The organism is Stomatobaculum longum (genome assembly GCA_000242235.1).
Classification (GTDB): Bacteria; Bacillota; Clostridia; order Lachnospirales; family Lachnospiraceae; genus Moryella; species Moryella longum.
In genome coordinates this window covers 290,249-309,956 of record JH590862.1, presented here as the reverse complement: position 1 = coordinate 309,956, position 19,708 = coordinate 290,249, and the positions used below count along the sequence as shown (strand labels likewise).

Annotated in this window: 15 protein-coding genes and 2 pseudogenes; 9 read left to right on the top strand and 8 right to left on the bottom strand. The window is 50.4% G+C overall.

Annotation, left to right across the window (positions count from 1 at the left end; all coding sequences use genetic code 11):
* Positions 1-261: 261 nt before the first annotated feature.
* A complete protein-coding gene (gene lepA, locus HMPREF9623_RS04355) occupies positions 262-2,076 on the top strand; it encodes a translation elongation factor 4 (protein WP_009532682.1) in 1,815 nt (604 codons plus the stop codon).
* Positions 2,069-3,277 (top strand): radical SAM family heme chaperone HemW, encoded by a 1,209-nt coding sequence (hemW, locus tag HMPREF9623_RS04350; RefSeq protein WP_009532681.1) that lies wholly within the window; start codon positions 2,069-2,071, stop codon positions 3,275-3,277. Before lepA ends, hemW begins: the two co-directional genes overlap by 8 nt.
* Here hemW and HMPREF9623_RS10840 read toward each other — a convergent pair.
* Positions 3,269-4,588 carry a sensor histidine kinase gene (locus tag HMPREF9623_RS10840; RefSeq protein ID WP_009532680.1) on the bottom strand — a complete coding sequence of 440 codons (1,320 nt, stop codon included), beginning with the start codon at positions 4,586-4,588 and terminating at the stop codon, positions 3,269-3,271. The genes hemW and HMPREF9623_RS10840 overlap by 9 nt on opposite strands.
* Complete coding sequence (locus tag HMPREF9623_RS04340; protein ID WP_009532679.1) at positions 4,585-5,265, bottom strand: response regulator transcription factor; 681 nt, start codon at positions 5,263-5,265, stop codon at positions 4,585-4,587. The genes HMPREF9623_RS10840 and HMPREF9623_RS04340 overlap by 4 nt, the downstream gene beginning before the upstream one ends.
* A 70-nt stretch (positions 5,266-5,335) precedes the next feature.
* On the opposite strand from HMPREF9623_RS04340, the gene HMPREF9623_RS04335 reads away from it, so the two are divergent.
* On the top strand, positions 5,336-6,265 hold the full coding sequence (locus HMPREF9623_RS04335; RefSeq protein ID WP_009532678.1) for a carbohydrate-binding domain-containing protein: 930 nt from the start codon (positions 5,336-5,338) through the stop codon (positions 6,263-6,265).
* Positions 6,266-6,496: 231 nt separating this feature from the next.
* Here the strand turns inward: HMPREF9623_RS04335 and HMPREF9623_RS11785 are convergent, their stop codons facing one another.
* From HMPREF9623_RS11785 to HMPREF9623_RS04320, 5 genes and pseudogenes are all read right to left on the bottom strand, one after another.
* A complete protein-coding gene (locus HMPREF9623_RS11785; protein WP_009532677.1) occupies positions 6,497-6,697 on the bottom strand; it encodes a DUF4368 domain-containing protein in 201 nt (66 codons plus the stop codon).
* The gene (locus HMPREF9623_RS11780; protein ID WP_242822155.1) at positions 6,698-6,850 is read right to left on the bottom strand and encodes a hypothetical protein; all 153 of its coding nucleotides are present in this window, start codon (positions 6,848-6,850) and stop codon (positions 6,698-6,700) included. It lies immediately after the preceding gene.
* Between the two features lie 80 nt (positions 6,851-6,930).
* Positions 6,931-7,401 (bottom strand): recombinase family protein, encoded by a 471-nt coding sequence (locus HMPREF9623_RS11775; RefSeq protein WP_009532676.1) that lies wholly within the window; start codon positions 7,399-7,401, stop codon positions 6,931-6,933.
* Positions 7,402-7,413: 12 nt separating this feature from the next.
* A pseudogene (locus HMPREF9623_RS11770) lies at positions 7,414-8,133 on the bottom strand (recombinase family protein).
* 384 nt (positions 8,134-8,517) lie between these two features.
* Positions 8,518-12,525 (bottom strand): P-loop NTPase family protein, encoded by a 4,008-nt coding sequence (locus HMPREF9623_RS04320; RefSeq protein WP_009532674.1) that lies wholly within the window; start codon positions 12,523-12,525, stop codon positions 8,518-8,520.
* Positions 12,526-12,667: 142 nt separating this feature from the next.
* Here HMPREF9623_RS04320 and HMPREF9623_RS11130 point away from each other — a divergent pair.
* The 5 genes and pseudogenes from HMPREF9623_RS11130 (at position 12,668) to HMPREF9623_RS04295 (ending at position 17,354) form a co-directional block, all read left to right on the top strand.
* A pseudogene (locus HMPREF9623_RS11130) lies at positions 12,668-13,831 on the top strand (IS3 family transposase).
* 339 nt (positions 13,832-14,170) lie between these two features.
* The gene (locus tag HMPREF9623_RS04310; RefSeq protein ID WP_009532673.1) at positions 14,171-15,070 is read left to right on the top strand and encodes a DNA-3-methyladenine glycosylase family protein; all 900 of its coding nucleotides are present in this window, start codon (positions 14,171-14,173) and stop codon (positions 15,068-15,070) included.
* Positions 15,055-15,696 carry a GNAT family N-acetyltransferase gene (locus tag HMPREF9623_RS04305; RefSeq protein WP_009532672.1) on the top strand — a complete coding sequence of 214 codons (642 nt, stop codon included), beginning with the start codon at positions 15,055-15,057 and terminating at the stop codon, positions 15,694-15,696. Before HMPREF9623_RS04310 ends, HMPREF9623_RS04305 begins: the two co-directional genes overlap by 16 nt.
* A gap of 7 nt (positions 15,697-15,703) precedes the next feature.
* Entirely contained in the window at positions 15,704-16,468 is a 765-nt protein-coding gene (locus HMPREF9623_RS04300) for a sulfite exporter TauE/SafE family protein (protein WP_009532671.1), read from the top strand.
* Between the two features lie 55 nt (positions 16,469-16,523).
* The gene (locus HMPREF9623_RS04295; protein WP_009532670.1) at positions 16,524-17,354 is read left to right on the top strand and encodes a hypothetical protein; all 831 of its coding nucleotides are present in this window, start codon (positions 16,524-16,526) and stop codon (positions 17,352-17,354) included.
* 872 nt (positions 17,355-18,226) lie between these two features.
* Here the strand turns inward: HMPREF9623_RS04295 and HMPREF9623_RS10830 are convergent.
* A complete protein-coding gene (locus HMPREF9623_RS10830) occupies positions 18,227-19,105 on the bottom strand; it encodes an AraC family transcriptional regulator (protein ID WP_009532669.1) in 879 nt (292 codons plus the stop codon).
* 295 nt (positions 19,106-19,400) lie between these two features.
* Between HMPREF9623_RS10830 and HMPREF9623_RS04285 the strand changes: the two genes are divergently transcribed.
* Positions 19,401-19,682, top strand: a complete 282-nt coding sequence (locus HMPREF9623_RS04285; protein ID WP_009532668.1) for an OadG family protein — start codon at positions 19,401-19,403, stop codon at positions 19,680-19,682.
* Positions 19,683-19,708: the final 26 nt, after the last annotated feature.

Genomic DNA, 19,708 nt, shown 5'->3' with positions numbered 1-19,708 from the left:
CCATTCACGGATACGATGATAGTTTCACAGTCATCAAGACAACCGTCAGGGACGGGCAGCCGCGCAAATGTCTTGCTCTCTGTGGGCGTTCGCATCGAAGTCTGGACACGGACAGTTCAATGTAAACATACCCTCAAATTGTAGGGCAAAGGCGCGGGAGTGTCAAGGCTCACTTGAAAGAGAATAGTAAAAATGTTATTCTTTTTTCAAATCATTGCGGCAGCGAAGGCGCAGTCTGCCGAAGGTTTTGATGGAGGAAGCATGCCGACTTACGACAGAAAACATATCAGAAACTTTTGTATCATCGCGCACATCGACCACGGTAAATCCACGCTCGCCGATCGCATCATCGAGAAGACGGGTTTGCTCACCGAGCGGGAGATGCAGGATCAGATTCTGGACACGATGGAGCTCGAGCGGGAGCGCGGTATCACAATCAAGAGCCAGGCGACCCGCACGGTGTATCGCGCAGCCGACGGCGAGGAGTATATTTTCAACCTGATCGACACACCCGGACATGTTGACTTTAATTATGAAGTGTCCCGCGCGCTCGCGGCCTGCGACGGCGCGGTGCTTGTGGTCGATGCCTCCCAGGGCATAGAGGCGCAGACGCTCGCAAATGTCTACATGGCGCTGGATCACGACCTCGAGGTTATTCCGGTCATCAACAAGGTGGACTTGCCGAGCGCGGAGCCCGATAAGGTCGCGGCGGAAATCGAGGATGTCATCGGCATCGAGGCGGAGTCCGCACCGCGTATTTCCGCGAAGACCGGACTCAATGTGGATCAGGTGCTGGAGGCCATCGTGAAGCAGCTGCCGCCGCCGGGCGGCGATGAAAAGGCGCCGCTGCAGGCGCTGATTTTCGACTCGCTCTACGACAGCTATAAGGGCGTTATTGTCTTTCTCCGCGTGAAGAACGGCACGGTCCGGAAGGGCGACCGCGTCCGCATGATGGCGACCGGCGCGGAGATGGATGTGGTCGAAATCGGTTACTTTGCGCCGGGGCGCTTTATCCCCTGCGACGAGCTCTCGGCCGGTATGGTAGGCTACCTCACCGCGAGCATCAAGAATGTGCGGGACACGCGGGTCGGCGATACGGTCACGCACGCGAAGAATCCGGCGGCAGAGGCGCTCCCGGGCTATAAGAAGGTCACGCCGATGGTCTACTGCGGTCTTTACCCCGCAGATGCCGCGCAGTATCAGGATCTTCGCGACGCGCTGGAAAAGCTGCAGTTAAACGATGCGTCTCTGACCTATGAGCCGGAGACCTCGCTCGCGCTTGGCTTCGGTTTCCGCTGCGGTTTCCTCGGGCTCTTGCACCTCGAAATCATTCAGGAGAGATTGGAGCGCGAGTATGATCTGGATCTCGTGACGACAGCGCCCGGTGTCGTGTACCGCGTCTATAAGACGGACGGCACGATGCTGGAACTCACGAATCCCTCGAATCTCCCGGATGCCGCGGAGATCGAGCACATGGAAGAGCCTGTGGTCTCGGCGGAAATCATGCTGACCCGTGAGTTCATCGGGCCGATTATGCAGCTCTGCCAGGAGCGGCGCGGCCTTTACCTCGGCACCGACTACATGGAGCAGGACCGCGCGATTCTGAAATACGAACTGCCGCTGAATGAAATCATCTACGATTTCTTTGACGCGTTAAAGTCCCGCTCGCGGGGCTATGCGTCGCTCGACTACGAGTTAAAGGGCTATAGGCCCTCGAAGCTCGTGAAGCTCGACATTTTAATTAACCGTGAGACCATCGACGCGCTCTCGTTCATCGTCTTTGCGGACGGCGCCTACGAGAGAGGGCGGAAGATGTGCGAGAAGCTCACGAAGGAGATTCCGCGTCAGCTCTTCGATATTCCGATTCAGGCGGCCATCGGCTCGAAGATTATTGCGCGCGAGACCGTCAAGGCAATGCGGAAGGATGTGCTCGCAAAGTGCTACGGCGGCGACATCTCGCGGAAGAAGAAGCTGCTCGAGAAACAAAAGGAAGGCAAGAAGCGCATGCGCCAGATCGGCTCCGTCGAGGTACCGCAGAAGGCGTTCATGAGCGTCTTGAAACTCAGCGATGAGTGAGAAACAAAAGCTGGAACTGTACATCCACATTCCGTTCTGCGCCTCGAAATGCCGCTACTGCGACTTTCTCTCCGGCGAATCCACGCCGGAGGCGCAGCGCGCCTATATCAACCAATTGATCGAAGAGATACGCGCCCAGGGGCAGATACTTCCCGAGTATCAGCTCTCCAGCATTTTTATCGGCGGCGGGACGCCTTCTATTTTGAGCGGTCTGCAAATTCAGAATATTATCTCGGCGGTCTATGAGAACTTTGTGGTCGAGGCGGATGCCGAAATCTCGATTGAGTGTAACCCGGGAACCCTCGACGCAACCAAACTCGAATACTACCGCGAGGCCGGCATCAACCGCCTGAGTCTGGGGCTCCAGTCCGCGGACGATGAAGAATTGAAACTGCTCGGGAGAATTCACAGCTACAACGACTTTCTTCACAGCTACGAGCTCGCGCGGGCGGCGCATTTTGACAACATCAACATCGATTTGATGAGCGGCATTCCGCACCAGACGCTGCACAAGTGGCGCCAGAGCCTCAAAAAGGTGCTGCGCCTCCACCCGGAGCACATCTCGGCCTATTCGCTGATCATTGAACCCGGGACACCGTTCGCGGCGCTCTACGGCAGCGAGGAGGGGCAGAAAGCACTTCCCGGCGAGGACGAAGAGCGCGAGATGTACGCGGAGACCAAGACCTTGCTGGAGGAGTACGGGTTTACGCGCTATGAGATTTCGAACTATGCCCGCCCGGGCAAGGAATGCCGCCATAACATCGGCTACTGGACCGGCGTCGACTACCTCGGCGTGGGGCTCGGCGCCTCCAGTAAGTTAAAGCACCACCGTTTTCACTCGGAGGAGAGGCTGGACCGCTACATGGCGGTCGAGATGCACCGGGATCTGATGCCGCTCTACCAGGATCTGGTGGCGCTCACGGTTGCGGACGAGATGGAAGAGTTTATGTACCTCGGGCTCCGCATGACCAAGGGCGTCTCGGGGGCGGATTTTTATGACCTCTTTCACCTGAATATGTTTGACCTCTTCGGGGATGCAATCCGGAAGAACACGGCGCTCGGTCTTCTGGAGGTCGATACACCGATGCTCCGGCTCACGGAGCGGGGAATCGATCTCAGCAACCGTGTTTTTGCGGACTTTTATGAAGTGTTGCCGCGAAACCAGGCGCTGTTTCCGGACGATCCCCGCAATTTATTCTGAGAGCGGGAGCGTCACGGTGAACACGGTGCCGTGTTCCGCAGTGCTATCGGCGCGAATATCGCCGCCGTGGGCATTCGCGATGGTCTTTGCAATCGATAGACCGAGGCCGTAACCGCCCGCCGCACGGGCGCGCGACTTGTCCACGCGGAAAAAGCGGTCAAAGAGACGGGGGAGTGCATCCGCAGGGATGAGCTCCCCGTTGTTATGAACGGAGAGCAGCGCATGCTTTTTCTGACGGCAGAGGCGCACGGTGACTTCGGTGCCGGGCGCGGCATATTTCAGCGCATTGTCAAGCAGAATCGCAAGGAGCTGGGCGAGTGTCTGCGCGTCGCCTCTCACGGACAGTGCCGGGGAAATGTCCAGCGCGAGGGAGAGCTTTCGCTCAAAGGCGAGTGCCGTGAAGGGAAGGGCCGTGGACTCGACCAGGGTTGAGAGAGAGAGCACTTCGCTTCGCGGCGGCATGTTTTTGGCATCCGCCTTGGCGAGAAATAAGAGGCGCTCGGTGAGTTCCTGCATGCGCTTCGCCTCGGTCTCGGTATTTTGAATCCAGAGTGCCTCTTTCCGTATGGTCGCCGTCGGATGCGATTTTAGAATGGAGAGATTTGCGAGGATGACTGTGAGCGGGGTTTTCAGCTCATGCGAGGCATCCTGGACAAAGCGCTGTTGCTCCGAAAAGGCGTGTTCGACCGGACGGAGGCTCATCCGGGCCAGAAAGAAGCTGAGCCCGAAGACGAGGAGACCCGCGAGCAGAAAAATGCCGCTGAGTTCCGCGGCAAAGAGGAGCAGAGAGGCATTCAGGTTGTCGAGCGAGGTGACGAGGAAGACACGCTTGCCGCCCTGTCGCCCCTGTACATAATAATAAGAGGAAAAGGCATGCGTCAGATGTTCGCTCTCTTCCGGCTTTTCGGGCGGCTTTGTCTGTGCGGTATCCGTATCTTTGCCGGCGATTTCTTGCAACAGGCTCTGCAAGCGGGAGGTATCCGTGTCGCTCAGGCTAAGATCCTGCGTGGTAGAGACGGTATAGCTGCCGTCGGTCTCACTTTTTGAAAAAATGACATAGGGATAATAGGTCTGCTGCATCCGTTCACCGTACGGCGGTGCGGTATTGCTGTCCGGCTTGCCGCTCGCTGCTTCGTGCGCGGAAAAGGTACTCGCAAAGCGGAGCTCGGCGCCGAGATAGCGGCCTGCCTCCTTCAGGGAGCGGGCGCGGGCGTTTAAAAAGAGCGCGGTCAGGATACCGAAGAGCAGAAGCAGGACAAAGGCGAGATTCGTCGCGATGATACGGCGCTGTAAGAGGCGGAGCGGCTTCACTGCGCATCTCCTTCTACTAGGCGATAGCCCTGGCGGCGAAGCGCCTGAATTTTGACCGGGGACTCCAGAAAGGCGAGCTTTTTCCGGAGAAACGAGATGTAGGCCTCGACATTGTTTTCGACGGCGTCGCTCTCATCGCCCCAGAGTTTCCGGAGTATGGTCTCTTTGCCGAGAATCGCTCCCTTGTTTGCGACCAGCAGTTTTAAGAGCTCGGCCTCCTTAAACGCAAGACGCACGGTCTTGCCGTTGGCAGCGAGCTCGTTGGTCGCGAGCGACAGGCAGAAATCGCCGAAGCGGAGTTCGTTGAGCAGCACTTCGCCCCGGCGGCGGGAGAGCGCACGGACGCGCGCAAGGAGTTCTTCCGGGACGAAGGGCTTGGTCATATAGTCATCGGCCCCGCGGTCAAGGCCCTCGATTTTATCCCGAATCTCATCCCGCGCGGTCAGCATGAGAACAGGCGTCTCTTTGCCGGCACGCCTAAGCGCGTGCACCACGGCAAACCCGTCCATTTTCGGGAGCATGACATCGAGGACAATGACATCGTAGTCCTTTTGCAGGGCGGCGTAGAGGCCGTCCTCCCCGTTGTCCGCGTGGTCCGCGAGATATTTTTCGGCGTGAAACAGTTCGATGAGTGCCGCTGCGAGGCGGCTCTCATCCTCCACCAGTAAAATCGTCATCGTATGTTCCCCCTTTTCGGAACCGGTTATTTCCTAGATGGTATCACAGTTTTTCAAAATGAGGTGTGAAATGAGGCAGCGTAACAGAGCGTTGCACATCAAACTGCTGCTTGGTCTGGGAGTTCTCCTCGCAGCGCTTTCCGGCTGCGGCAGTCGTGAGGCAGTCACAGCGACCGGAGCGGAGGAGACAGCATCTCCCGCAAACGCCGCTGCGGGTTCGGTCAATATTCTCCTGCGGGGGGACAGCGCGAAGATTGAAGGGCGCGGCGCAGAAGTCGAGAAGGGGGTGCTCGTGATTCACGAGGGCGGGACTTACCGCCTGACGGGAGAGAGCCGCCTGCCGATCGAAGTGCGCGCGGCGAATGTCTCGGTCACGCTGATTTTTGCGGGCGAAGAGACGAACAGCATCGAGACAGACGGAAGAGAAAAGAAGGATGGCGCGGCGGCGGATCCCAAAGGCGTGGACGCGGCAATCTTTGCCGAGGGAAATCTCACGTTGCGGGGCAGCGGCAGCGCGAATATCAAAGCGGCAAAGCGCGGAATTGTCGCAAAGGGTGAGCTGATTGTCGCTGAGGGGATTTTTGATCTCCGGACGGAGGACGATATTTTCTGCGGCAAAGAGAGCGTCACCTTGCAGGGCGGCGCGGTCCGGGCGAGCGCACAGGGCGACAAGGGCAAAGGCGTAAGCTCCGACGGCGCGGTGATCTTGTCCGGCGGTTCCTATGTGTTTGCGCATACGAGCGAGGGCATCGAGGGCAAGACCATAGAGATGAGCGGCGGCACAAGTTATATCAACGGCTCCGACACGGGAAAGGATGCAGGATGCCGCGCTCGACTGGAATGGCAGCTGCCGCGTGGACGGCGGCGTCCTGATTGCCTCGGGCATGAAGGCGCGGGCGGAGAAGATTTCGACAGAGTCCGCACAGCCTTTCTTCGAGTGGGAGCTGAAGAGCGAGCATCCGGCGAGAGAACAGATTTCCGTGCAGCGGGGAGACGGTAGTGTGCTCTACTGGGAGCTTCCGCGCAGTGCCTGCGACTATGTGCAGATTTCCTGCCCGGAACTCACGGAAGAAAACACGCTCCACGCGGTCGCGGGAAACGAGAGCATTGCGTTGCGCTGAACGATACGACTCGGACGCGGAGACAAGAAAGAGCCACCATCAGGGTGGTGCCCGTAAAATAGGAAAAATTTAAAAGTTCCGATTTTCGGGGAGAAACAGCGTGACTTCGGTTACGCTGTTTCTCTTTGCATCAATAAGTTTAGCGGAATAAATCCTGCACCGTCGTAGTAAATTTCGATTTTCTGCTGACGTTTGCCGGAAGACTTGTCCGGCGCACCTACATAGATGGCACTGACCATATCTCGCAGCGCATCAGGAGTCAGCGAATTCAGTTCCTGATAGTGTTTTGCTTTCTGAATAAATTTCTTCAATCATTCATTCTGACGCTCCTGTTTTTCGATATTCTTCTGACGCTCTACAGCGTCCATGCTGAGCTTTTTCTGTTCCGCTTCATAGTTTCCACTCATCATAGAAAAACGCTCGTCAGACAGTTTTCCTTTGGTATTGTCCTCATAAATCTTCACGAACAGTCTGTCCAACTCAGCAATACGTTTTTCAGCCTGTGTCAGCTGCTTTCTCCATGCCTATATCTTTTCATCACTTTCTATTTTTGCTGTTCCTGCACAACTACACGGAAGTGATCTTCATAGTGGAGAATATAGCTGATGACAGTTTTCATGTGCATCCACACCATATTCTCCAAAACGACTGCACGGATATAGTGGGATTTGCATTTTTCATCGTTCTTACGATGGGTGGAATACTCAAAGAAATCCCGTCGCTTCTCAAAATTGTTAGCTGTGCAGTAATACAGCTTCTCACCACAATCGGCACAATATACTATGCCGGAGAACAGGCTTGTTTTACCTGTCTTGGATTTGCGTTGGCGATTCTGACACAACACCTGAACCTTCTCGAATATATCCTCTGGAATGATTGCTTCGTGAGTATCATAGAAAACAGAGTGATTTTCTACCGGATTGTCACGCTTTTTCTTGTCCCAAATGGAATTGGTAAAGGTCTTGAAGTTGACGATACAGCCTGTATATTCTCTGCGTTCCAGTATTTTTCTCACTGTGGTCTGATGTCATTTACTTGGATTCTCCGGTGTCGCCTGTGGAGTATTTAAGTCCTGCTTTTGCTTATAGGCTGTTGGAGTAAGTACCTTGTCCTTGGTCGGCTGCGTTGCAATCTGGCTCGGCCCACGTCCCTCCATTGCCATCTTGAAGGTATACTTTACAACGATAGCTGCTTCTTCATCAACGAGCCAACGGGTGGGATCATCCGGATTTTTCATATATCCGTAAGGAACATTGGTTGTAAGTGGAATACCACAGGAACCTTTGGATTTATTGACAGCTCTGATTTTGCGACTGGTATCACGGGCATAAAACTCATTGATCCAGTTCTTGATGCCTGCCATATCAATCCACATGCTATTCTGATTGCTGGTATCGAAATTATCATTGATGGCAATATAGCGGACACCGTGTTTCGGGAATGTGATGTTAGTGTACAGGACAGTCATAGCAGAGTTTCTGCCAAGTCTCGAAAGGTCTTTTGTGATACAAACCGCTACATTTCCGGATTCAATTTCATCCAGCATTTTCTAGAAACCAGGCCGGTCAAAAGTAGTGCCACTGTAGCCATCGTCTACGAAAAAAGTTGGATTCGGAAAGCGATTATCCTCGGTATATTGGAGCAGTATATTTTTCTGATTCACAATGGAATTGCTATGGCCAGCCAATGCATCTTCCTGAGAAAGTCTGCAATATAAAGCGGTAATTTTGTCTGTTACCCTTAACATTTCTCTTTCACCCTTCATAGGGGCAACTGTCAGTTCTTGGTTAGTCTAGAATATACCCAATTTGGGAACAAGTGAAATTAAGCGTTCTTACGATCTGACTTGTTCCCAAATTAGAAACAAGTAAAAGGGTATGAATTATATCTCTCGCCAAGTTGGCGAGAAGTAAGCTCGTGCCAACTTGGCACGAAGTCAGAGCTGATAACTGACAATTTCAACTTCTGATCAATTTGCGCAGAAGTTATTTTTTATTCCCGACGAGTTGATGGGGATTATACTTCCCAACCTTATATATCGTTTATAACGCTTTCAACGTATAGCAAAGAGTCCATCAATTAACAAAATGCCAATAGACGGACTCTTTTTTATATTGGATATTAAAATAATTTACGATACTGAAGGCAATAAGAGAAACATTATGATGGATACCATTTCGATTGTTTGTATAAGTTCGCTCGGATCATTTTGTGTTCTTATTACAGTTTCGAGTTTTTCGTAACAATTAAAGAAAAGTTTTACAACATTTAGCAACTCACTATTTTGCTCATTAGCAGTTTCAATCAGTTCGCTTACGAGATCTTCGACCGAAATGAAGTCGTTCCACAATGTATTGATTTGGTTAATCAGCATTTCTGTGTATGCAGCTATACTGCAAAGGCAGTTGTCATCAACAGGCACTTGAACAATTTGCTGATACCTCTGAAGGTATAATTTCATTTCACCAAGTTTTTTCATGGACTCAATCCACAGCTTCAAAGAATTTGTTGCGTTCATTTTTTCAATTAGCACAGGTTCTATTTCACACGGATACATCGGTTTTGCTATGCGGGATTCATCTGTATCCAAAAGTTTATAGAACGGAATCGAGTATACTGCCGGCGAGAGCACACCAGAAAAAACAGGTACATATACTAACTCTAAGGATTGTGTTTCCAAATACCATCTATCACTTGATGGCAAAATACTGTTTCTAAATACATTTCTGATCGTCATCACGATTCTGGTATATTCATTCTCAAAGGTATTATTCTCTTCCATATTGTAATCAACAATGATGTAGGCATGTTTATTATCTTTAAGAAGGGTACCATTCACTGCCGTAACTGCTTTTGAGAGCGTATCACAAAAATAGTTTGTTCCCTTGCGATATTTTTGTTTTGAATCATAAGCAATGGCGCAACCTTTCGGTTGATTATCAAGCACATAACGCCAAACATTAACTAAAGTAAGAATATTCTCAAGTTCTTGCTTTGCAAAATCCTCCTTAAGTGAACTGTATTCGGAAAACAACAATTCATACTCTTTCTGGAAGTCCACGAGGGCTTTAGCCGCAGAATAAAGATTAAACATAGCGAGTCTTGGATTCTTAACAATGCTAATATCTTGCTTATTAATTCTTGCATGAAGAACTTCAGCAAAGTGATTGTAAAAATTATCCAACGAGGAATACACATCATTCAATCGTTTTCTAAAATTCTCATACTTACCAACCGAAAGCAATTGACGCATTGTATAATACTCTGCAACAGGGCTTTTTTCGTTTCCTTCAGAATAAAGACAGTACGGATCAACAGCAAAAGTGGGAAGTAGATTTTCGGCAAAGGTGTGTTCTTTAAACACTTTTAGCCGATTATCAACGCTTTTTCCTCGATCCTGTGTATACCTCCCTTTTCTGTATACATCATCAATGAGCTTAATTGTCTCAGCAATCAAATCATTGACATTGATTCTTATTTTGTCAATATCGGCTACATATTCCTGCCACGAAGAAGGACGCAAACTATAATCTATTCGTGTAGGTATCCATCCATTCAATTCAGATACCCATGCATTATGGCGATTGCTCTTATGGATATGAAGTTTATAATCCAGCGCTTCAATTCCCAAATCCCGAAGGAGATCAACACCAATCAACTCAATATCAATATACTCTTTCTCTGGATACAGTTGCTTTAAAATATCCAGCATTTTAATTCGCCAATACTGATTTGTATTTTTCGTGTTCTCCGGAAACCCTGTTTCTGTCGAAATAGACGGAATGAATTTACAAGACACTTCATCATTTGTAATCGAAAAAGTAAGAACTTGCATTTCATAGATGAGTTTTTCCACTAATACATCCGCGGCAGCCTGATAGCTTTCCAGCAATGTAGGATGTTCAAAGAGTCCACGTATCGCATCAGCAGACGGCTGGAGTTCGCCCGCACATATGCTGGCAACGATTTCATCAGTCTTGAATGGTAATGTCACATTAAAATCACGCTTTGCCATCCAAAATAGCGCATATCCAAACGATGATCGCTCAGCGTCTGTATTAGGCAAAACTGATGGCACCACACAATTATTCACAAAATAGTCTGTTGCTTGATAATTGATTGAGAGAGAGGTTAGAGACTTCTTGACTTCATCGATGGCATTCTGTAAATCTACTTTATTGACATTAGATAAATCTTTCATTCCATCTGCAATTAGATCATCTGATCGCTCAATACCAGAAAGGTCAATGGGTAAAAAACAGAGCCAACCTTTGCCACGTTTTTTTACCACAGAGCTAATGAATGTCATGTTTCCCTCAACATAACGCTTCGCATCTAACCAAAGCATTGACCTGATAGCATTTGCATATCCTATCCAGTCAAGGAATCTTATTTGAGAGAGACGCTGTACATCTTCAATGTCATATTGCTGGTTCTGGTTAGAGAAGTAATCCAACAAAACCACTCTCACATTTTGTGAAGATATACACGAAAGAGCCTTGAACACAACCTCTCTTGCTCCGGTGCAAATTTGATCGCACAACGCATCAAAAACAATTTTCGCACGGACAGGATGAAGTGCTTCAATGGTGTTTTCATCAACTTCTCTGATGAGGTACTCATCTTTCAGACGTCTAATGGCAGCGTGCATTGTAGAACAATGAGTTACGTTTTTTACGGCAGTAAGATTAACAGCACATCCTAATCGTCCTGCGTAACAAACCAACTGAAGTAATTCTAACCATTCATCCGAAACACCTTCTTGTAGCAACGCATCGATCTGCCCGTGGAGGCGCTGAGTCAAGGTCCGATTATTTGTCAACAAAAATACAAATTCAATCAATGGGCCTTGTCCACCAAAAGACTGCCATGCTTCTTCGAAAGTTCTGTGTTCAGTATGAGGCTGTGTTTCTGTAAAAGAACTATAAATGTGTGCAGCTTCCTCCTTAGATAAAGCCAACTCCACAATCCCACATTGGATCGCCTTTCCGCTAATTGGTGTTAGATTATAATCTTCATCTCGAATGGAGATAAGCACTGGAATGGAAAGACCACGAGATTGTAACTCTTGCAGCAAAAATGCCCAAAGTGTTTCACCTGGCTGTACATCAATATAGATGATTAAATTTTTATTATACTTGCCAAGCCCATCTAACGCTGTAACCAAATTCTGTGCTTGCCCTTCGTTAGCAATGGAACGCACACAAAACACGCAGCATTCAGGATATGTATCAATTAAGTAGCGGTAACAAAGGGTAGATTTTCCTTGTCCAGAAACCCCCTTAAGGATTGCGACACCTTTACTATTGATTGCTGCTTGGATTTCTCCTATCCAATAGTTTCGCTTGAAATCTAAATTGTTACGAATATGTGTAGGATGCGCAGACACACCTTGCAAATACTCTTGTTTCAGCTGTTCATTATTGCTATTTAGCCGCAGTTCACTTAAGCGAACAAGAGATTTATTGTATTCTTTGTAAAATCCATCTATTGCAGCAATATTTGTTCCAATATCGTGGATTTTATCTTGCCACATTTTTAGTGTGGTGTACCCTTTGCTTTTAGAAAGTACAGAAACATATTGAATCAATAGGTCTTTGGCCAGTGCAGGCGCAGACATTACCGGAACATAGTCGCTGATCTGAGTTTGAATATTCAAATCCAAATCATCAAGATTGACTTTCTCAAAACACAGAGAATCAATCAACCATACGGCCTCTGACTCAGACAATCCGTGTTTGTCTACAAGTCTCTTCGTTAAAGCCTTTTTGGTGACAGCTTTCCCAGATTGCATTTCTTGTAGTTCAACACCAAGAGTATTAAAGTAGACAACCTTAATGCGGTGGAAGGATGGATTTTGTGCATGTAAGCTACACATGCGATTGAAAAATCCTTCGCCGCCTTTGGATGTTTTTGTTGCTGCAAGGCTTGAAAGTGTTAGGTCGGCAGAGATGTTTTTAACCTGAACAGCCTCTACTACGACTCCATCCTTTTTAATCACCAAATCCTCAATATCTTCTGGGTAGTACTCATATCCATTTTTGTCGGAAATTAGTCTGTGGGAAATATATAGCGTTTGGGATGAGAATCCTTTCCAAGCAGCCTGTGCACCTATATCAGATTTTTGAAAAATGCTCATTTTTATCTCCTCTGTGACCGTTATTGTCGCAATCAGCCAGGCAGCAATTAGCTGCACGGCTGATTGTATGTAGTGGTACAGTGAATTTGTAACACCTCTGCCTGATAGATTATAATGTCAGCAGAGGAGAAAAATACATGACTTGAATTTCAGACGAAACCAGACGAAAGGTTGTTCGTGGCACATTCAGGATGGACGCACGATTGCCAGCCTTGTGGCTGAGTACGGCATATCCAGAGCCACTGTTTCCAACTGGGTACGCTCGTATCGCGAAGAATGCCAAAACAATGATGAGGAGAAGTCTCAGTTAGAGATGATAGAAGAACTTCGTCGTCTCCGGCGTGAAAAAGCCGAATTAGAAAAGGGGAACAGCTTCTTAAAAAAGCAGTGGCATTCTTTGCGAAAGGAATCGATTAGTGGCATATCGTTTCCTTGATGAGTATAAGCAGGAGTTTGGATTGAGATGGCTTTTTAAAAAGCTACACATTCATCCAAATGCATATTACAACTACCTCAGAAATGCGAAAGCGGGTTATCTCGCTCAAAAATCTCATTGTTGTCAACGGATTCAAGCACTTTACCATGATTCTCATGGTGTCATGTGGTACCGTAAAATGAAGGCATTTCTGCAAAGAGAAGGAATCTCATTGAGCAAAACAACAGTCCACAAGTACATGAATCGTGAACTACAATTACACTCAATTTGTCGCTGAAAGAGACCCGCATACCATCGGGGATTAGCTCATAAAATTTTCCTGAATCTATTAAAGCGGAATTTTTCTCCTGAGTAGCCGAATCATGTGTGGTGTACCAATTTCATATATATGACACTGACAAATGAAACCATGCGCTATAGTTGTTCCATTATTGATTTATATGACAGAAGTATTGTTGCCAGTGAAAACAGCTCTTTTATCACGAGTTCCCTAGCCGTGCGTACGCTTGAAACAGCGTTGTCGAGTGCAAAGGCTATCCCACAAAACCTGATTTTGCACTTGGATCAAGGAAGCCAGTTTACTTCCGCAGAGTTTGTACAACATTGCCGGAAGCTCGGGATTTCTCAAAGCATAAGCCGTGCGGGCTGTCCGTATGACAATGCGCCGATGGAGCGCTATTACAATACCTTAAAGACCGAGCTGATTTATCAGTATCGTTTTGAAACTGCAGCAGAACCGGTTATGCCGTTTCAGAGCTTGCTTACGATTGGTACAATCAGGCACGCCCACACACGTATAACGGATATCTGATTCCGTTTGAAAAGAGAGCGGAGTGTACCATTAAGCAGTGGTGTTACAAAAAGCGCTGACCACGACAAAATAATCACCGCATTGGGTATAAGGTAAGCTCTGAGCCATAATCGCACCTCCAATCAATCTGCTGTTTTCATTTAGATTGTACTGGATGAAACAGGAAAAGGGAAGTTTGTCGCATACGAAAATGAGCGATGCCTGGTCATTTAAACTAAGTATCGCTCATTATATTTTTTACTAAACTCGGCTGTCAGATGCCATAATCATAGAGAATTTGTTGCTTCCTGTATTATGGGCACCCACCATTTCGGGTGGCTTTTTTCTTGCCGATTTGACGGCTTTTTGAATTTGGGTTAGGATAGTAGCATAACGCTTATGTAGACCAAGGAGGACTTGTGCGGAAGTTTCGTACCATAGAGCTCAGGGAAGCGCTGAGTTTACGGAAGATAGCGGACAGCGGACAGTGTTTTCGCCCCGGTGAAATCGGGGACGGTGTGTTCCGCTTTATCTCGGGAAACGAGGTGCTGGAGTTAAGACAGCGCGGCGACTGCGCCGTGGAAGTCTCCTGTGATGCGGAATCCTGGGATAAAGTATGGCGCACCTACTTTGACCTGGAGCGCGACTACAGCGCCATACAGCGCGATATCTTCGAGAGCGGAGATACCTTGCTCGCCGAGGCGACGGTTCACGGCGACGGCATACGGGTACTTCGTCAAGAGCCGTTTGAGATGCTGGTTTCCTTTGTGCTCTCGCAGCGAAAGTCTATTCCGGCCATACGGACCGCGGTTCGCGAGCTCGCTGAGGCTTACGGCGAGGCGACCGAGGCGCCTTCCGGGGAGACAGTCTTCCTGTTTCCGAAGCCGGAGGTACTTGCAGGAAGCTCTGAGGAAAGCTTGCGGAATCTGGGGCTCGGCTACCGCGCGCCTTATGTGCTGGATGCCGCGCGCCGCGTGGCAGACGGAAGACTTGATCTCGATGCGGTTCGGGACCTGCCGGATGAGGAACTCTTTGCGGAACTGCAGAGCGTACACGGCGTCGGGAAGAAGGTCGCGAACTGCGTGATGCTCTTTGGCTACGGCAGAACGGAGCGCGTGCCCTCGGACGTCTGGATGCAGCGCATTGTGAGCGAGGGCTATCAGGGTGTGGATCCCTTGATTGCCCGGAAACACGCGGGTATTTTACAGCAGTACCTCTTTTATTATGCGCTCACCCACAAGGAACGGTTTATACCCCGCAAGGCGCGGGACGAAAACAGGAAAGAAAAAAGGAGAAATGAATCATGCGACACGAACTGAAACGAAAACAGACGGCGGACACAGACTGTACCAAGCGGATCCGAGTGGAAAAGCTCAATCTGCCCGCACTGCGGAAGCTCTTTGAGACGAGAATGCAGGAAGATTTTCCGGAGGTAGAATTAAAGCCCTTCCCGAAGATGCAAGAGCTCTACGAGACGGGGCATTATCTGCCGCTCGCGATCCGCGACAACAGCGAGAATCACGACCTTCTCGCCTACGCGCTCTTTGCGCGGGAAAAGGCGGAAGAGGGACACCACTATCTGCTCGACTACTTTGCCGTCAAGGAATCGGAACGCGGCAGCGGAATCGGGACTGACTTTTTGCGGGAGATGGAGGCACACATCGACGACGCCGAGACCATACTCGGCGAGATTGAGGATCCGGACCACGCCGCGGACGATGAAGAGGAGGCCGTGCGCCTTCGCCGCCGCGCGTTTTATCTCCGGAACGGTGTCCGTGAGACCCGCGTGCGCGCGGAGGTCTGCGGCATGAACTACCGCATCCTCGAGGCAGGCGGCGCTACGTCGCACTCCGCCGCGGAAATTCGGCACATTTTGGATCGCTTCTATCGCCGCTTCTTCCCCGAGAAGATGTATCGCGAGGAAGTGAACGTTCACATCGCCTGAGAAAACAATGAATATCACAACTTTTTTGATTGTATGCCCGCTGGTTTTTCTGGCGGGCTTTGTAGACGCCATCGGCGGCGGGGGCGGTCTGATTTCCCTGCCCGCCTACCTCTTTGCCGGGATTCCGGTGCACACGGCCATCGGCACCAATAAGTTTTCGGCGGTTTTCGGGACCACGCTCGCGACCGGACGCTTTGCGAAGCAGGGCATGATTGAAAAGCGGCTGGCGCTCCCCGCGGTCGCGGCGGCCTTTGTGGGCGCTTCGATCGGCGCGAGGCTTTCCCTCCGTATGCCGGAGCGGATGACCTTGATTATCCTGCTCGTCATCCTGCCCTTTGTCGCCTTTCTGGTGCTGAATAAGAAGCTGCTCCGCGACCGGAGCCCGGAGGAAGAGCAAATTACGGGGCGCACCTATGCGACCGCTGCGGCCTCGGCCTTCCTAGTCGGCATTTACGACGGGCTCTACGGCCCGGGCACGGGTACCTTTTTGATTGTGCTCTTAAATGTCTGGTCGCGCCTCGGCTTAAAGAGCGCGAACGGGCAGGCAAAGGCCATTAATCTGGCGACCAACTTGAGTTCGCTCATCGTTTTCCTGATGCACGGTACCGTCTTAATCCCGCTCGGCCTCAGCGCGGCGCTCTGCAATATGATAGGCGCCTATCTCGGTGCGGGACTTGCTTTAAAGCGGGGGAGTAAGGCCATACGCCCTGTCCTCTTGCTCGTGCTGGTGCTGCTCTTTGTCAAGATTATTTCCCAACTGCTCGTACAGTGAGAGGAGCGGGGGCGGAGGTTCGCCTTTATTCGGCGCGAAGCGAAAGGAGAGCGGTATGGAGCTGTTTTTGAATCACCTGCTTCCGTTTCTGATGAATCTGCTGCTTCCGTTTGCGCTGCTACCTGCGTTGCTCCGTATGCGCAGGCTGCAGCGAGCGCTGATTTGGAATCGGCATCTTTACAGCCTCACGGTGCTCTTATTCGGCTGCGGGATATTCGCTTATATTGCACACAGCTATGTGTTTCCGTACGGCTCCGCAGCGTATGCGTCGGCATATTCCGTCCGAGTTTGGACGCTCTACCTCGGCTATATTTTGGCCCTGCTTTCGTTTCTGCACTTTTTCGATGCGGCGGGGAATACACAGCGCTGTCCCGTGGCCCTGTTGCAACTGATAAGCCTGAGCGCTGCGCTGCTTTCGGCGGCCGGGCTCGCATGGTTTTACTATGTCCTGACCGAACTGATTCACTCCGCAATGAGATGCTTTGGCGGATGGAAGGAGGTATTCGTGCCCATATTTCCAAATGTGGTTATACCGCTGGGACTCGCGCTTCTCATGCTTTGGCTGTACAAGCGGCAGCGGGAACTGCGGTTTCGTAAGCTCTATGCGCTGACCGCGGGGCTCCTTTGTTGCTGTGCGCTCTCGACCGTCTGGATGAATTTGACCGCGCCGCTGGGCATCGGGGTTCCGCGCTTTCTCCCGTGGCTCTGGTACTTTGGATTGCTCGGCGGTTACGCGCTGACCCCGGTCTCTTTGCTCTATTTTGGCTTTTCTGCGGTGAAGAATACGCACATCAAGCAAGTGTTTCGGTGGGTGCTCTACCTTGCCGGTGCCCTCTTCCTCTGGGCCATTGTGGCAGCGCTGACTTCTCTCCTTCGCCACCTGTGAGCGGAGAACCGCACGCTTCCTCTCCGGCGAAGGCGAGAAGAAGGGGGAGAAGAATAGACGATAGTGCGCCGCACTTGCATCCTGCAAAGAAGCCGAATCGGAAAATCTCATGATAAGAAAGAGCAACAGCGCCTCGCTGCGTCACCGCTCTCGCGCGGAAGCGGATGAAAACAGACATAAAACGGGCATTGAAAGCGGAATATGACACTGAAACATATGTTCTTATTTTGGACCCGTGCTCAAAGTTTACATGTGGCTTTACAAAGACTTATCATGAATGCACACTCATCAGGCAGCAACGGAGCGAACGGAATCATTCTCGCAGGATGCCGGAGACATTCCTGCCGCGGCAGCGGAGAGGAGAATTGCGCCTGACACAGAACAAATGCCTTTGGGACACAGGGCAAAGCTTGATTGACATAATCCGAGAGAAAATGCTGTACTGTGGTTTGCGGTACGGGGCTGGGCAGGGAACCGGTGATCTCTGCGGATGCCGAGAAAAACGCTTTGCGCATACCGAGAATTGCGTTTGATGTCGGATTGAAGTTCGCATTCCCGCCGGGCTTCGGGACGGGGGAAGCGGAAGAAAGTATCTGATGAAAGCCGGGAGAGCAATCACCGCAAGATGCAAATCCAAACATCGCGCAGAGAAGCAGGAGTTATAGGACAAAAAGAGTTGGTAGAAACCTCCGTGACGCTAGCGAAATCAAGCATCGCGGAGGTTTTATCTTCTGTGAAGCAAGATGAAGGATGGACAAAAAGAGTTGGTATAAAGTGCTTCAAACCATTGATATACAAGGCTTTTCTCTGCGTACATCTTCTTAGAAACAGTATGTTTGGAGGAAAACAGCGGACCAACTCTTTTTGGCCGCTTAGCCCGGCATGGTGGCGCGCATCTTGCGTATGCCGTGAATTTCGGCATTGACCGCATAGCGGTCGCCCTGGCGGTAGAGCTTTGCGTATTTCTTCGGCGAGACGCCGACATAGCTGTTGAAAGTCCGTATGAAGTGGGAGTAGGTCTGGAAGCCGGATTTCTCGCTCGCCTCCTGGACATTCGCGCCCTGGCGCAGAAGTTGCTGGGCGGTAATGATGCGAAGCTGAATCACATATTCCATGACAGAGAAGCCCGTGCCCTTTTTAAAGATGTGGCAGAGATAGTGCTTGCTCAGCATGAAGTGATCGGCGAGCTCGTCGAGCGACAGGTGATCGGTGCAGTTCTTCCGGAGATAGTCGAGTATCGGCTGCACGCGGTTATAGTCCTGATTCGAGGTGCCGTGCTCCTTCTTGGTGGAGCGGATGCGGCTGCAGACCAGGAGCAGAATCTCGTAGAGCGTGATGCGCTCCAAGATGTCCGTGCCGAAGGAGGGCGGCATGCTGATGCGGAGCTTCTCGAACAGGCGCGCGAGGCGCTTGCTGTCTTCCTCCGTGAGGCGGATGCAGGCGCCGCTGTTTTTCAGCGCCTCGGCAAAATCCGTCTGCGGCGTCGAGAGCTGGTCGAGCAGCGAGGGCAGGATGTGCAGCACATAGCGCTTGAAGACAGAGCCGTCCGCGCCGTTTTCGTCGCGGTGTAAGGTATTGGCATTCAGGATGAAAAGCGTGTTCTTCTTCAGCGGATACATTTTCCGGTCCATGAAAAAGTCGCCGCCGTCGGTCAGCACGAGCATGAGCTCTATGCCCTCGTGATAGTGCAGGCGGTGCATGCGCCACTGGTCATCCTGTTTATATTGAATAATGTAGTCTCTGGATTCCATACGAACCTCCTCGGGCGATGAGTTCGGACTTTCCGCATAAATAGGCGGATATTCCGCTCGCCTTACCAACAATATAACACAAGTTGCAAAAGATGCAAGTAGAGTATCCTAACGGACTTTTTGGGCGAAAATAAATTTGTGCAAGAAACAGCAGAGAAGTACACCAAATAAATCAGTTTTTTGGCGGGTTTTTCCAAACTGAGACAATTTGCGCTAGCTTTTTGACAACAAAGGGGAGGAATCTTGCGCCTCTTGTGTTACAATGAGTACATATCAAAAAGGAGGTAGGGGTAGTATGTGGACAAGCACATCCATGGGTGTTCCTGAGAGCGTACTTCTGTCTGTCATGGGACTCAGCGTGGTGATGGTCACGCTGATCATTCTTGCGCTGGTCATCCTGGTGTTCGCCAAGGTCATGGGATCCAGCAATGCGGCGGCGCAGTCGGCGCCGAGACCGATTCCGGACCCGCCGGGCATCAGTGATGAAGTCTGCTCCATGATACTCGCAGTCATCTGTGAGGAGCTTCATGCGTCGCCAGAAGAGATCAATGTCACGAGTATTAAAGAGTTGAAGTAAACCAAGAACAAAACAGGAGGCTACAA